General features: G+C 55.5%; 12 protein-coding genes. 4 read left to right on the top strand and 8 right to left on the bottom strand.

What is annotated here, in order from left to right; all coding sequences use genetic code 11:
* Window positions 1-24: 24 nt before the first annotated feature.
* From thpD to EUZ85_RS25570, 6 genes are all read right to left on the bottom strand, one after another.
* A complete protein-coding gene (thpD, locus tag EUZ85_RS25595; protein WP_127972980.1) occupies window positions 25-966 on the bottom strand; it encodes an ectoine hydroxylase in 942 nt (313 codons plus the stop codon).
* A 9-nt stretch (window positions 967-975) separates the two neighbouring features.
* Window positions 976-1,374 carry an ectoine synthase gene (locus EUZ85_RS25590; protein WP_011395439.1) on the bottom strand — a complete coding sequence of 133 codons (399 nt, stop codon included), beginning with the start codon at window positions 1,372-1,374 and terminating at the stop codon, window positions 976-978.
* 105 nt (window positions 1,375-1,479) lie between these two features.
* A complete protein-coding gene (ectB, locus tag EUZ85_RS25585) occupies window positions 1,480-2,751 on the bottom strand; it encodes a diaminobutyrate--2-oxoglutarate transaminase (protein WP_127972979.1) in 1,272 nt (423 codons plus the stop codon).
* Between the two features lie 142 nt (window positions 2,752-2,893).
* Window positions 2,894-3,430 (bottom strand): diaminobutyrate acetyltransferase, encoded by a 537-nt coding sequence (ectA, locus tag EUZ85_RS25580; protein WP_241566863.1) that lies wholly within the window; start codon window positions 3,428-3,430, stop codon window positions 2,894-2,896.
* A 382-nt stretch (window positions 3,431-3,812) separates the two neighbouring features.
* A complete protein-coding gene (locus EUZ85_RS25575; RefSeq protein ID WP_127972977.1) occupies window positions 3,813-4,766 on the bottom strand; it encodes a tripartite tricarboxylate transporter substrate binding protein in 954 nt (317 codons plus the stop codon).
* 360 nt (window positions 4,767-5,126) lie between these two features.
* Window positions 5,127-5,468, bottom strand: coding sequence for a hypothetical protein (locus tag EUZ85_RS25570; protein WP_127972976.1), 342 nt, complete (start codon window positions 5,466-5,468; stop codon window positions 5,127-5,129).
* 339 nt (window positions 5,469-5,807) lie between these two features.
* On the opposite strand from EUZ85_RS25570, the gene EUZ85_RS25565 reads away from it, so the two are divergent.
* Window positions 5,808-6,887: a hypothetical protein gene (locus tag EUZ85_RS25565; RefSeq protein ID WP_127972975.1), complete on the top strand. Its 1,080-nt coding sequence runs from the start codon at window positions 5,808-5,810 to the stop codon at window positions 6,885-6,887.
* On the opposite strand, the gene EUZ85_RS25560 is transcribed toward EUZ85_RS25565, so the two are convergent.
* A complete protein-coding gene (locus EUZ85_RS25560) occupies window positions 6,884-8,245 on the bottom strand; it encodes an MBL fold metallo-hydrolase RNA specificity domain-containing protein (RefSeq protein ID WP_127972974.1) in 1,362 nt (453 codons plus the stop codon). The two genes, EUZ85_RS25565 and EUZ85_RS25560, sit on opposite strands and share 4 nt — an antisense overlap.
* Window positions 8,246-8,469: 224 nt before the next feature.
* Between EUZ85_RS25560 and EUZ85_RS25555 the strand changes: the two genes are divergently transcribed.
* Window positions 8,470-9,987, top strand: a complete 1,518-nt coding sequence (locus EUZ85_RS25555; protein WP_127972973.1) for a thymidine phosphorylase family protein — start codon at window positions 8,470-8,472, stop codon at window positions 9,985-9,987.
* Window positions 9,987-10,859: a ribose-phosphate pyrophosphokinase gene (locus EUZ85_RS25550; RefSeq protein ID WP_127972972.1), complete on the top strand. Its 873-nt coding sequence runs from the start codon at window positions 9,987-9,989 to the stop codon at window positions 10,857-10,859. The genes EUZ85_RS25555 and EUZ85_RS25550 overlap by 1 nt, the downstream gene beginning before the upstream one ends.
* 14 nt (window positions 10,860-10,873) lie before the next feature.
* Here EUZ85_RS25550 and EUZ85_RS25545 read toward each other — a convergent pair whose 3' ends face one another.
* Window positions 10,874-12,724, bottom strand: a complete 1,851-nt coding sequence (locus EUZ85_RS25545) for a 7TM diverse intracellular signaling domain-containing protein (protein ID WP_145965872.1) — start codon at window positions 12,722-12,724, stop codon at window positions 10,874-10,876.
* Window positions 12,725-12,930: 206 nt separating this feature from the next.
* On the opposite strand from EUZ85_RS25545, the gene EUZ85_RS25540 reads away from it, so the two are divergent.
* Window positions 12,931-13,893: a D-2-hydroxyacid dehydrogenase gene (locus EUZ85_RS25540; protein WP_127972970.1), complete on the top strand. Its 963-nt coding sequence runs from the start codon at window positions 12,931-12,933 to the stop codon at window positions 13,891-13,893.
* The last annotated feature ends 106 nt before the right edge of the window (window positions 13,894-13,999 follow it).

The raw sequence follows: 13,999 nt of genomic DNA, 5'->3' as shown, positions 1-13,999 counted from the left end.
TCGGGCGCCGGGACCGGATCAGGCTCAGGAGGGATCGGTCAGTGATCCAGCCTTAAGCGGCGCAGTCGCTTGCCGGGAAGCGATATACTCCGGACGCGGCTGATGGTCGCTGAAAGGCGTTTCCAGGCGATTGCTCCAGGCGTTATAAACAAAGAAGGCGTTGGAGCGCGGGAAGGGCGAGATATTGCTGTTGGAGCCATGCATGGTGTTGCAGTCGAACAATATCACGGAGCCGGGTTTGCCGGTGGCGGTGGCGATGCCGCCTTCGTTAACCAGCGTGCTCAGGGCGATCTCGTCGGGAACGCCGTACTCCTGGCGCTTCAGCGAGGTCTTGTAGTTATCCTCTGGCGTGCCGTCGACGCAGGCGATGTAGTACTGATGCGAACCGGGAACCAGCATCAATGGACCGTTGTATTCGAAGTTCTCGGTCAGGGTAATGGAGGCGCTGAGCGCGCGCATGCGAGGCATGCCGTCTTCTACGTGCCAGGTCTCGAAATCGGAGTGCCAGTTGAACTCCTTGCCACGGAATCCGGGCTTGTAGTTCAGGCGGGACTGGTGAATATACAGGTCGTCGCCGAGGATGAAACGAATGATGTTCATCAGTCTCTGGTCAGTGGCGAGCTTGGAAAACAGCGGGCTAAGCTGGTGTACGCTGAATATGGAGCGCACCGACTGGCTTTCCGGCTCTGTAATGGTTTCTTTGCGCTTGGCGATCATGGGATTGCGGCGCATTCTCTCCATTTCTTCGGTCAACAGCGCAACTTCTTCCTGAGTGAACAGCTCGGGCAGCATCAGGAAGCCGTTTTTGTCATAGCTTTCCACCTGCTCTTGAGTCAGAGGGCAGTCGGCGTCGTACTCACTGTAAACCACCGGGTCGCAGCGCTTTAGAATGCAGACTTCCGAACTTTTGCGCGAAGGATAGGGGTCCGGTGGGGTGAGGTGGGCTTTATCAAGAATCATGTTCATGGTTTTGCTCTACTCCATTATGGTTTCTGCTTCCAGGGGGTACACGCCATTCTCGTCGTGGGTCTCTTTACCGTTAAGCGGTGGATTGAAGACGCAGGCGACGGTCATTTCGCTAAAGGCGCGCAGCAGGTGTTTGTCGTGTTTATCCAGTACGTAAAGGGTGCCGGGTTTGATGGCGTGGACTTCGCCATCGGCGACGGTTTCCACTTCGCCTTCACCGGAAATACAGTACACCGATTCCAGGTGGTTCTGATAATGAATCGGCGTTTCCTTATTGGCGTATAAAGTAGTGATATGGAAGGAAAAGCCCATGTTGTCGTCTTTCAACAGCATACGGACGCTTTCCCAGTTGTCCGCTTTCACTCTGCGATCGGATTGGCGGGCTTGTTCCAGTGTTCTAACGATCATTGCAATTGACTCCTGCAATAAGTCTGAATTCGTGACGGATGTATAGAGGTGCACCTTTGTATAAAAGTGTCCCTGTGTACAAAGATATAAGGCGCAAGAGGGCTATCAGCTGGCTTTGCTGATTTCATGGACTAATGCGTCTTCTACGCACTGCGCCAGCGTCGCCAGCCCCTCTTTAAGTTCCTGCTCAGAAATCACCAGTGGACACAGGCATTTCACTACCTGAGACTCGGAACCGCTGGTCTCAATGATCAGGCCTTTCTGGAACGCGCGCTTACAGATGGCGGCGGCCAGTTCTCCGTCGCGACAATTCAGACCGCGCATCATGCCGCGGCCTCTCGCTTGCATGAGCGTCTTGCCGTGTTTGTCGGCGATCTTGTTCAACTCAGTGCGCAGAATTTCGCTTTTGCGTTCGATCTCTGCGGCGAAGTCAGGGGTGGACCAGTAGTGGCGAATCGCGGCGGCGGCGGTAATAAACGCATGGTTGTTGCCACGGAAAGTACCGTTGTGCTCGCCTGGTTTCCATTGATCGTGTTCTGGCTTGATCAGGGTGACGGCGAAAGGAAGACCGAACCCGCTCAATGATTTTGATAAGGTTACGATATCCGGTTTGATGCCGGCTTTTTCGAAACTGAAAAACGTCCCCGTCCGTCCGCAACCCGCCTGAATGTCATCCACGATCAGCAGGATGCCGTGTTTGCGGCAAATAGCCTCTACATTACGCAGCCAGCGCTCGCTGGCCACATTCAGGCCGCCTTCACCCTGCACGGTTTCCAGAATAACCGCCGCCGGCAGATCCAGGCCGCTGCTGTTGTCAGAGATCATCTTGTCGAGGAATTTACTGGTGTCTACGTCTTTGCCCAGATAGCCGTCGTAGGGTAAGTGGGTGACGCAGTTCAACGGCACGCCCGCGGCATCGCGGTGGTGGCTGTTACCAGTGGCCGCCAGAGAGCCCAGAGTGACTCCGTGAAAGCCATTGGTAAAGGCCACAACATTGTGCCGTCCGGTGACGTTGCGAGCGACTTTAAGCGCTGCTTCCACGGCGTTGGCGCCGGTGGGTCCGGTGAACTGGACAACGTACTCCATCTTGCGTGGCGCCAGGATGCGCTCTTTGAATTCAGTCAGAAAGCGCGCTTTGGCGTCTGTGTGCATGTCGAGGCCGTGTGCGACGCCGTCCTGGCTGATGTACTCCAGCAGCGCTTCTTTCAAAGCCGGGTTGTTATGGCCGTAATTCAAGGTGCCGGCGCCAGCCAGAAAGTCGAGGTGTTTCTCGCCGTCCACATCGTACAGATGAACGCCTTTGGCCTTATTGAAAATTTTAGGGAATGAGCGGGCGTAACTTTGTACCCCGGATTCTACTTCTTGGAAAATATTCATGGTTTCTCCTTGTCGTAGCTGATGAATGTCAAGCATGTTGCGGTGAGCCCGCGACAGCGAAATGCTTCGCCGTCTGATTTATATCCGGATGCACTCCCTTGCTCCGGATAGAGGTCCTGCGACCGGATCGCTTAAGTCTGCGTCAATCGCGCAGACAGGATGGGTCGAACGGGCCTATGGTCAATAAAACTTCTTCCTCGTGATCGTCCGTAAACTGCGATGCATCGAACAGGGTGCGTCGTTGCATCTCCGCGCCCAACTCCTGGGCCAGTTTTTCAAACAGTTTCCAGGAAGCCTGGTTGCTGGGATTAATGGTCGTTTGCAGTTGCGATACGTTGCGACAGGCGTCCCGCGCAAGAATGGCGCGTAACATTTTGCCCGCCACTCCTTGTCCGCGCATGGTTCTATCAACCGCCACCTGCCAGATGAACAGGGTATTGGCGTCTTCCGGCAGGAGGTATCCAGAAATGAATCCCCCCGGGGTTTTATTACCACTCTCATCAACACTTTCCGCAATGACGCAAGTATTCGCCCAATGCGTGCATTGCAGCAGATTGCAGTAAACCGAATTTTCGTCCAGTGGCGGACAGCGTGAGATGAGTTGGTGAACGGAAGGGCCGTCTTCGGCGGTGGGCGTACGCAGAACTACCTCTGTCTGACGCCTGTCTGGAATGTGCATAGCTGTAATTTCGTTTCTCATGGGGTGGAGGATTCTAAACAGTTAATACTTAGAATACAAACTAAATGTTTCTTGTGTGTTTCAGAATTACTAACGAAATTAAGTCATTTTGCGGGTTGTGTGGTGGTGGAATGTTAAAAATAAGTTACAGTAAAAAGTAATAATTGAGAATAATAAGAAGCCTGTGCGCCAGGCTTTGCAAGCGTTACGGATGGTGTGTGTAAAAAATGTTCAGATGGACGTTGGATTAAAATGACGTCATATGATGGCGTCTTCCGGGAGCGGTCTGCGTAACGCGCCAGTGAATGGAAACTTGGAGTAGAAATGAAAAGGGGCTGCCAAATCGGAGCCCCTGTCGAACGCTCGTGCTGGAAGTCTGCGCTTAGATGCTGTTAAGCAGTCTGCGGATGGTGACTTCTTGCTCTTCCAGGAAGCCCTTGGCGTCCTGTGTCGGGATGTATAGAGATTCCCAGCCGTATTTCAGTCTAACGGTTTTCCAGTCTGGGGACTTATCCAGCGCGGCGAGCATGTCCGCATATTTGGCGACGGTTTTGTCCGGGGTGCCGGGAGCGACGAAGAAGCCGCGCCAGTTGGCGAGGACGACGTCCAGGCCTTGTTCTTTCATGGTCGGGATATCAAACCCTTCCAGACGCTCGGCGCTGGTGACGCCCAGTGCGCGCAGCTCGCCGGATTTGATCTGCTTTACGACTTCCCCCATACCGGTCACCATCGCAAGGGCGTAACCGTTGGAGAATTTACGCATGGCGTCGCCGCCGCCGTCGCTGGCGGAGTAACGCAGCTTTTTAGAGGACATGTTGGCCGCTTCCAATACCGCCAGCGCGGTAATGTGGTCCAGGCTGCCTTTGGCGGAGCCGCCCACGATAGGCTTGCGCTTGCCGATTTCTTTGATGGCCGCCAGCAGGTCATTCATGTTTTGGTAGGGCGAGTCTTTGTTCACCACGACGACCTGATATTCAGCGATCAGCATGGCGACGGGCGTGACGTCCCGGAATGAGCGTTCGTAAACGCCTGACAGGCTGCGCAGAATCAGCGGCAGCGACTGCACCATCAGGGCGTCCTTATAATCTTTGGACGTCGCCAGCGCGTTTAATGCGCGTCCGCCGCCTTCGCCGGAATAATTCACATACTTGGCGCCGCCGATGAGCCCCATTTTAGTGAGCGCTGCGCCGGTTTCTCTGGCGGTGGTGTCCCAACCGCCGCCTTCGCCGGCGGGGATGAGAAACTTTTGCACGTCTGCATGAGCGGTCGGAGCCAGCGCCAGCGTAAGGGCGGCGGCTTGTAAAAACGTTTTCACATTCCTGAAAAATATGGGCATATGCGTCTACCTCCTGTGCTTAAGATTCTAGGTAAGATTTGAACTGGATTACAGGAGTAAGTCGCGCGGTGGCGAGTATTGTCCGTTACGCTTGTTTGCAACGTGCGGAAATACGCAGGGAGTGGAAGATTTTGAAGATACTGCTTTCATGGTCTGCTCCTGTTATTTTTATCGAGCATAACGTATAAGCGCCTGAGAAAAAACGAGATTTCTGTAAACACGAACTCGCTTTTTCGCCTGTTTTTTGATCAGAAAAAAAGCAGGGGCGATGCTTCTTCCCGAATATAGAGAGCTAAGCTGTCACCAACCTGTCATGGAAACGCTCCCATTAATTTTTTGTGACAGGGTTTGCATTTCATTTTATAGCCCGCTGAGGTAGTCGGAGAGGGTGTTTTGGGCGCGGGACAGCTCATTGACGCCTTGCTCAGCGCGGGATACGCCAGTGCATAAACTGAACCGAACCAGCCTGATTTTTAGCCGCAGCCGAGGTGGGCGTCGTTTACGTTTGCACATGAGATCGGCGGTGGGGTCGGTGGACCTGTAAGCGCAACGTTGGTCATGACCACTTTTTAGCGACGTGGCGATTGCGTTATTGATCGCGCCTTCGTCTGGGTCTATTTGCTCCAGCGCAATATCCGTTCCCTGGCGATAGTTGAGCAGTGCGCGCAATAGTTGGCGCGCGCTGCATATCATGAGCGTCATATTCCATACTCCAATGTATCGATCCCTGTCTTTCTGAGCATAACCTATGCCGTGTCTGCCTGTATGACTGGGATCAATCTGTCGCCCAGGGGGGCGTACTCCCAGGCGCTATATAGAAATTAAGCACCTTTACGCGGATTTAATGCTGTGCCCGTGACTGGATATTCATTAATTTGCCGCGTATAGATGTAGTTCAGGCGTTTTCGCAAATGTGCAGTTTTGCATCGACGCGGCGGGCGGCGACGTCAGCTTTTGAACGCGAAACTGTTAGAGGATTTTCACAATAATCATGTCATGGCCGGCGCAGCGTTCGCCTGGTGTGACGGTAGGAGGTGGTTCGTGTCTTCATTGCCCAGCGCTGCGTTTGCAAATACGCCTGGTGTGGCCAACAAACTTGGAGTCGCCAATAGTCATGGCGTCGTAAATAGTCATGGCGTCGTAAATAGCCATGGCGCTAAGAGTTGCTTTATTTGCGGTCTGTCTGTGCAGCGCGTTGTGATAGGCGCGGCGGCGTCATCGGAACTTACTTGCGATAATCCGGAATGTCGTCGCCTGGCGGAGCGCCGAGCCGCCACCCCGCCAGCCTTGTTTGACGCACAAGTGAAATTTCACCGCCAGCGGATGCAGGAAAGAAAAATCATCGCGGAAGCTGAGCAACGCCGGATAGAAACGCAAAGCGCGGAGGAAGCGAAACAGAATCAGGCGCTCTACGACCAACTCGCCAAATCGGAAGGCTTGGACCCCGAAGGAGCCCCAGTCACCATTCCCACTGCGCCGACCCGTCTCGCCACGTTGCCGAAACACCGTATCCGGCAGTATCGCGACTTTCTGACGCAAATTATCAGCGAAGCCTGCATGCACGGTTTTAAGGATACGGATGACGAGCTCGCCAGTCGCGCGCGCGCTAAAGCCAACAACAAGCCTTTAGAGCATTCTGAAACCCTGGCCAATATGAACATGCATCTTTGCACCATGTGTAAAGGCGGCTGCTGCACCAGTGGGCGTGAGCATGCCTATCTGTCGGCCAGCGTAATTCGACGTTTTATGCGGGAAAACCCCGAACTGCGGCCTCGCCATGTGCTACAGCTTTACTTGGATAAACTGTCCGGCAAGTCCATACGCGGCTCTTGCATCAATCACACAAATAAAGGCTGCAGTCTCCCACGGGAAATGCGTTCGGATATCTGTAACGGCTACTTTTGCGATTCGCTGAAAAGCTTCAATCGCAAGTATGCGCGCGAGACGCCGCCGTCGCAGATTATCGCCATCGCCAGGGCCCAGGATAACTGGAGTCGTTTTCACCCTGAGCAAAGCAATGACGTTGTCGCTATCGCGGTAGTGTCGTCGGATGAGGCGAAACTACTGCCGCTGCCGGAGGGCCTGCACGGGGAAAACGACGCCTGGGTAGCTGAAGACTAAATCTCCAGCTGCGCCTCATCCAGATATTCCGGGGCGGAGGCGCGCCAGCCCAGTTCATCGGCGATGCGTAAGCGTAACGCATCCGCCGCCACGCTCTCGCCATGAGTAACATAGGTGTGTCGGGGAGGCTGCTTGAAGCCTTTCAACCAGCTCAGAATCTCCGCATAGTCCGCATGCGCGGACAGACTTTCCAGATTGATCACTTCCGCCTTCACCGGGAAATATTCGCCATGAATTTTGACTTTCTCCGCGCCATGAGTAAGGGCGTCTCCACGTGTGCCCGGGGCCTGGAATCCGGCGAACACAATCGTGTTGCGATGGTCGGGCAACAGGGTCTTGAGGTGATGCAGCACCCGACCGCCGCTGGCCATGCCGCTGGCTGACACAATGATGCAGGGAAACTTCTTGCGGTTGAGTTCTATCGATTCCTCTACGCTGCGGATAAAGTGCGTATTTTGATCGATTAGGGCGCAGTCCTCCGCAGTGAGGCGGTGTTCTTTGTGGTAATGGCAGAAAATTTCGGTGGCGCTGATGGCCATCGGGCTATTGAGGAACACGGGCAGATCGGGAATGCTGTTGTCGGCCTTGAGTAGTTGGATCAAGTAAAGCAGGTGCTGGGCGCGGCCAACTGCGAAGGAGGGAATCAATACGATGCCGCCGCGCTTCGCGGTGGCGTTGATCGCTTCGCTGAGTTGCGCGCGCACATCGACTTTTTCATGCAGACGGTCGCCGTACGTCGACTCCACCACTAGATAGTCCGCCGCCGCAATGGTTTCCGGCGGATACATGATGCGGTCTTCCTGTCGGCCCAGGTCGCCGGAAAATACGATAGAACCTTTTCCGCCGCTCAGTTGTACGCTGCCTGCGCCGAGAATATGTCCGGCTCGATGTATTTCCGCAGTAACGCCGTGAATGGGAGAAAACGTCTCATGGAAGTCCACGGTTTCAAAATGCTTCAGCGCTTCCCAGGCGTCTTTCTCCGTGTATAGCGGCAATGCGGGACTGTGTTTGGAAAACTTGCGCTTGTTGGCGTAACGGGCGTCTTCTTCTTGCAGAAAACCGGAATCAGGCAGCAGCACTTTCGCCAGCGCGTAGGTGGCGGGAGTGCAAAAGACTTTGCCTTTAAAGCCGTGTTTCATTAACGCGGGAATGTAACCGCTGTGATCCAGATGGGCGTGGCTGAGCACCACCGATTTGATTTCCGACGCCTTGGCGGGAAAGGGTTTCCAGTTACGCTCACGCAGGGCTTTCACCCCCTGATACAGACCGCAATCCAGCAAAAATTTCCCAGAGCCCTCGCTAAGTAAATATTTAGATCCTGTCACCGTACCCGCTGCGCCGAGAAATTTCAGATGCATTGTGAGACTCCCAGAGGAATTAAAGAAGCGATCCGTCTACTGTAATGGCGGAGTGAGCTTGGGTTTTTGACTTAACGCAGATAAGCCGTACTCGTGTTTATTACACTGGTCTTAGATGCGCCCTGATGTAGCCTGTTATTATCTTAGTCCAACGACGATGAATCAGTCGGCGTAGCCAACGCGGACCTGTCGGGGCGAAGTTCGAACAATTTGCGGAAAACACTATGCAGCAACGCGAACTTAATTATTTGTTTCTTAAGCGGATCGGCATTAATACTCACCAGGAGCCGGTGGTGTATATGCGGCAGGATTGCCACGTATGTCGGTCGGAAGGTTTCTATGCGCACTCGCGGGTGCGGGTGACGACCAACAAGCGCAGCATCATCGCGACGGTTAATCAGGTCACCGACGGCTGGCTGTCGCATCAGGAGGCGGGTTTGTCGGACGCTGCGTGGCGCCTGCTGGATGCGGAGGACGGTGAGGTGGCTTATTTCAGTCACACCAAAGCGGTGGATTCGATGAGCCATGTGCGCGGCAAACTATATGGCGCGCCATTGACTCAGGAAAGCGCTGACGAGGTGGTGAGAGATATCGCCGGCGGACTGTATTCGGACGTGCAACTGGCGGCTTTTGTGACTGCCTGCGCCGGCAGCCGTTTGAATCAGGATGAAGTCGCGGCGCTCACCAGCGCCATGGTGAAGGTGGGGCAGCGCATTGACTGGGGAACCTCGCCTATCATGGACAAGCATTGCGTCGGCGGTCTGCCGGGCAACCGCACCACGCCTATTGTGGTCGCCATCGTCACCGCCTGCGGCCTGCGCATGCCGAAGACATCTTCCCGCGCCATTACGTCGCCTGCGGGCACCGCCGACACCATGGAAACCATGGCTCCGGTGAATCTTTCTCTGGCGCAAATGAAGAAAGTGGTGGAGCAGGAAGGCGGCTGCATCGCTTGGGGCGGATCGGTGAGTCTGAGTCCGGCGGACGACGTGCTGATTCGCATCGAGCGGGCGTTGGATCTGGATAGCGAAGGGCAGCTGGTGGCGTCGGTCATTTCCAAAAAAGTGGCGGCGGGCTCCACCCATGTGTTGATAGATATTCCTATCGGTATGACCGCCAAAGTGCGCAGCCCGGAATATGCGGAGCGTCTGGCCTCTCATATGCGTTATACCGGTGAGAAGCTGGGCATTCAGGTGGAAGCGATGTTCACTGACGGCGCGCAGCCAGTCGGGCGAGGCATTGGGCCGGCTCTGGAGGCGCGGGACATATTGGCGGTGCTGCGTAATCAGGCGGAAGCGCCGGCTGATTTGCGTGAACGGGCGTTGACGCTGGCCGGGCGTTTGCTGGAGATCGGTGGCGTCGCCAGTCATGGCGCCGGCGTCGCTCGCGCCAGGGAAACGCTGGAGTCCGGCGCGGCGTTAAACAAATTCATGGCTATCTGTGAGGCGCAGGGGGGATTCCATGAGCCTGCGCTCGCGCCGCACAGCTATGAAGCCACCGCCGAACGGGTCGGGGTGGTCTCCTTCGTAAATAACCGTTTCGTGGCCAAGTTGGCGAAACTTGCGGGAGCGCCCTCAAACCCGACTGCGGGTGTGGACTTCCATGTTAAATTGGGGCAAAAGGTGAGGGTGGGAGACCCGCTGTTCAGCATCTATGCGGAAGCGCCTGGCGAACTGGCGTACGCACTGGACTTTTTGCGCGATCACCCCAATGAAATCCGTATAGAAGAGGAAAGTCTATAATGTTGCTTTACAACCTGGCGCCGGGGCATCCGGTGGCTGAGAGGCTCGCCGCCGCCCCCGGGATGGACGTCGGTAACTATCAATTGCGACAGTTTCCCGATGGCGAAACCTATATTCGCATCGAGGGTGAAACACCGAAAAAGGCGATTGTGTGCGCTGATCTTTCCAACCCGGATCAGAAAATATTGCCGGTTCTGTTATTCGCCGCCACCCTGAGGGATCTGGGCGTGGAGCATATCACCCTGGTGGCGCCTTACCTGCCTTATATGCGTCAGGATATTCGCTTTCATCCCGGCGAGGGCGTGACGTCACGCTATTTCGCCCGCATGATTTCCGCTCACTTTGATCGTCTGCTGACGATTGATCCTCATCTGCATCGTTATCACTCGCTGGATGAGCTTTATACTATCCCCGCCCGCTCACTGGCGGCGGCGCCGGCGATTGCGGACTGGATTCGCACCCATCTGGACAAGCCGGTCATCGTCGGGCCGGACAGCGAAAGCGATCAGTGGGTCAGTCATGTGGCGGAGCTGGCGGGATGCGACCGTCTGGTGTTCAGCAAAACCCGCCTGGGCGACAAAGACGTCATTATCGACGCTACGAATGCGGAGAAGTACCGGGAGTATTCTCCGGTGATGGTGGACGATATCATTTCCACTGGGCGTACTATGATTGAAGCCGCTGCGGAACTGGTGGCGGCGGGTCTGCATCGCCCTGTCTGCATTGGCGTGCACGCCGTGTTCGCGGACGACGCTTATCACGCAATTCAGGCGGCTCCTATCGAACGGACGGTCAGTTGTAATACCGTGATTCACGCCACCAACGGCATTGATGTTGGCGAGCTGTTGCTGCAGGCGCTACAGGAGCGCTGATCCGCCTGCATTAGTCACATGCGGAAGCTGACGCCGTTGCCGCCGTTCATTTTTGCTTCGGCCAAAGCTTCCCGGGCGCGCTCCATCAAGTCCTGCGGCTCCCAGCCCTGGCTGGGAATGTCGCTGGACAGGCCGATACTGATAGTGACGCTGAAGCGGGCGTCGTCCACCTGTATCAAGGTGGCTTCCGTACGTGAGCGAATCAGCTCCGCCAGTTGCAGGGCTCCTTCGGCGGAACAGTGCGCCAGCACCAGCACGTAACAATCCCCCTCATAGCGGAAAATGCTGTCTCCTGCGCGGCGCGCCATCGAACTGATCAACTTGGCCAGGACCTGCAGGCAGGTATCGGCGGCGAACTGCCCGAACTGCTGGTTAACCTTCTGGAAGCGATCGATATCTATAAACACCAGTGACAGCGCGGAGATGGAGCGCGAGCAGCGGCTCCACTCCTGCATCAGCACTCGCTCGAAACTGGCCTTGTTTTTTAGCTGGGTGAGCTGATCGAAGGTGGCGATTTCATTGAGCTGTTCATGGGCGACAGACAGCTTTTTCATCGCCTCATTGAGTTCTTCCGTGCGTATAGCGACGCGGCGCTCCAGCTCGTCGTTGGCTTGCTGCTGCGCCATCAGCATCGACTGTTCCGCCTCCCGGGCGCTGCGTTCGCGATGCAGCGCCAGCTCGCGCATGGAGATGTGGCGGCGACGCTCAATATTGATACGTTGCGCCAAAGCCAGAGAGAAAATCATCACTTCCAGGCAGGCGCCAATCTGTGGCATGAAGCCAATAATCGTCAGGTTCGGAATCAGTCCGATTTTCTCCAGAGAAATGGCGATATTGCCAAACAGGAACACAGCCCAGGCCAGGGTGAAATAGGCGGCGGTGGGCTCGCGGCGGGACCATTGCAGAAGGCCGATGACCAGCCAGGTTATCGACACCGCCCCGGTGGCCAGCACGGCTATTTTGATGCCGGTGGCGTAACTGGCGGAGAACGCAAGCGCACAGCAGACCAGACCGAAAAAGGCGCAACTGATGCCAATGTAGGGCAGGATTCCCCCGCGCACATTGAGATTGAGAAATCGATAGCCGAACAATGAGGCGAAGGTGACGCTACAGCCTATGAAAAATACCAGACTGATCTGATTCCATTGCGGTGAGTGCGGCCAGATAAATTGAAACGGCGTGCCATGCAGCGCCAGTTGCACGATCGCGATGGACACCACATAACCCACGTAATGGACAAAGGTCAGATCGCGGATAACGAATCCCAGGGCGAGATTGTAAGCGGCCATGGCCAGCATGATGCCGCTGAACAGGAACTGGGCGGCGAGCTTCCACTGGTCTGCCTGCACAAAGGCGGTGGGGGACCAGAGATCCGCCGGTAATTCCAGCGCGCCCTGAGTGGCGATGCGGATATAAATCGTCGACTTGCTGTGCGGCTTGAACTTGAACGGGAAAATAAAGTTGCGGTGAAACACGGGACGCTCGCTGAAATTGAGTGTGTCGCCGCTGTGATAGGCTTCGACGATTTTTTCCTCTTCCGTCAGATAGACCTTGATGTCGTCCAAAACCGGGTAACTGATTTCCAGCCAGCGCTCCACGGGCTCGGCGCCGGCGTTGGTGACGCTGAAGCGAAACCAGTGCGGCGACACGTCGAGACCAAAGTTGGGATCGAAGCGGCTGTTTTGCCGCCATCCCATCGGGGCGGTTTTGCGCTCCAGAATATCCTGGATTTTAATTTCTCCATGGGTTTCCGCCACCCACCAGAGATAAGGGGCGACCTCCAGACGTTCCTGGCGGGAAGTAAGCTGAATGGAGTTATACGTCGAAGCGAAAGCCTGCGCGCACAGCAGGAATAATCCGCACATGGCTGCGCTGCGAAGAAGACTGGAGGCCGCTCCATGCTGGCGGCGCTGGCGGGCGCATTGAATAAGCCCCCGAAAAGAGCGTATAAAGTTCACGATTTTGAAAAGTTCCCGCGCTCGATGGGTATGGTTGTCATTGTTCTTACAATTTATAGCCGATGTTATCGAATCCTGTAGAGCCGGAATACGGAAAGGGGAGACTTATCTTCATGAAAGCTGTGATATTGGATGCCGAAAGTCTGGGTGCGGACGTCAGTCTGGACTCATTAAAAGAACATGTGACCGCCTTTGACAGCTACGCGGCGACCACCCCGGAACAAGTGGCTGAACGCATTGCCGGCAAGGATATCGTTATTGTCAACAAAGTGGTTTTGAATGAAGCGCACATGGTTGGCAGCCCTGAATTAAAGCTGATAGCCGTCACCGCCACTGGCGTGAACAACATAGACATGGCGGCGGCGAAGAAACATGGCGTGGACGTCAGGAATGTCGCTCATTATGGAACCGCCACCATTGTTCAACATGTCTTCTCCATGGTGCTGGCGCTGTCGAATAACCTGCTGCGCTACACCGCCGCAGTGGAGCGGGGAGACTGGGGGCGAGCCCGACAGTTTTGTCTGATGGATTATCCTATTCGCGAGCTAAGCGGCAAAGTGTTTGGCGTCGTCGGATACGGCGACCTGGGGCGGGCCGCCGGCGCGGTGGCGCAAGCCTTCGGCATGGAAGTCAAAGTCGGCGCCCGTCCGGGAACTGAGCCTGGCGTCAGGGATGGCGTGAATTATCTGTCGATGGAGGCGCTGTTGTCTCAGGCGGATGTGCTCAGCCTGCATTGCCTGTTGTCCGAAGATACGCGCAATATGATTGGCGCTGCGGAGCTGGCTTTGATGAAGTCAGACGCCCTGTTGATCAATACGGCCCGCGGCGGACTGGTGGACGAGGCGGCGCTGGCGGATGCATTGCGTAACGGTCGTCTTGGCGGCGCCGGGTTTGATGTGCTGACGCAAGAGCCGCCGGTTAATGGCAATTTATTATTGGCGCAGGATATTCCCAATCTAATCATTACACCGCATTGCGCCTGGGCCAGTCGGGAAGCGAGACAACGACTGGTGGATAAAACTGGAGATAATATAGCGGCATTCGCCCATCGTGAAGAAAGGCAAGTGCGTTTATAGCAAGTAGATAAGCTGTTTTGGAAGGATGCGCCGCAACTTTTAAAAGTTGCGGCGTCAGAAATCGCCAGCGCATTCCGGGCTGACAACTTCAATCATTCTGATTAGC

This window comes from Hahella sp. KA22, from assembly GCF_004135205.1.
Lineage (GTDB): Bacteria > Pseudomonadota > Gammaproteobacteria > Pseudomonadales > Oleiphilaceae > Hahella.
Note: the sequence above shows the minus strand (reverse complement) of the source record. Positions and strands in the feature narration are given on the sequence as shown.

Excerpts from the sequence above, each read along its gene's own strand:
- EUZ85_RS25545 (WP_145965872.1), bottom strand. The coding sequence starts at position 12,724 with ATGTGCGGATTATTCCTGCTGTGCGCGCAGGCTTTCGCTTCGACGTAT.
- EUZ85_RS25575 (WP_127972977.1), bottom strand. The coding sequence starts at position 4,766 with ATGCCCATATTTTTCAGGAATGTGAAAACGTTTTTACAAGCCGCCGCC.
- EUZ85_RS25540 (WP_127972970.1), top strand. The coding sequence starts at position 12,931 with ATGAAAGCTGTGATATTGGATGCCGAAAGTCTGGGTGCGGACGTCAGT.
- EUZ85_RS25550 (WP_127972972.1), top strand. The coding sequence starts at position 9,987 with ATGTTGCTTTACAACCTGGCGCCGGGGCATCCGGTGGCTGAGAGGCTC.
- ectA (WP_241566863.1), bottom strand. The coding sequence starts at position 3,430 with ATGCACATTCCAGACAGGCGTCAGACAGAGGTAGTTCTGCGTACGCCC.
- thpD (WP_127972980.1), bottom strand. The coding sequence starts at position 966 with ATGAACATGATTCTTGATAAAGCCCACCTCACCCCACCGGACCCCTAT.
- ectB (WP_127972979.1), bottom strand. The coding sequence starts at position 2,751 with ATGAATATTTTCCAAGAAGTAGAATCCGGGGTACAAAGTTACGCCCGC.
- EUZ85_RS25560 (WP_127972974.1), bottom strand. The coding sequence starts at position 8,245 with ATGCATCTGAAATTTCTCGGCGCAGCGGGTACGGTGACAGGATCTAAA.
- EUZ85_RS25570 (WP_127972976.1), bottom strand. The coding sequence starts at position 5,468 with ATGACGCTCATGATATGCAGCGCGCGCCAACTATTGCGCGCACTGCTC.
- EUZ85_RS25590 (WP_011395439.1), bottom strand. The coding sequence starts at position 1,374 with ATGATCGTTAGAACACTGGAACAAGCCCGCCAATCCGATCGCAGAGTG.
- EUZ85_RS25555 (WP_127972973.1), top strand. The coding sequence starts at position 8,470 with ATGCAGCAACGCGAACTTAATTATTTGTTTCTTAAGCGGATCGGCATT.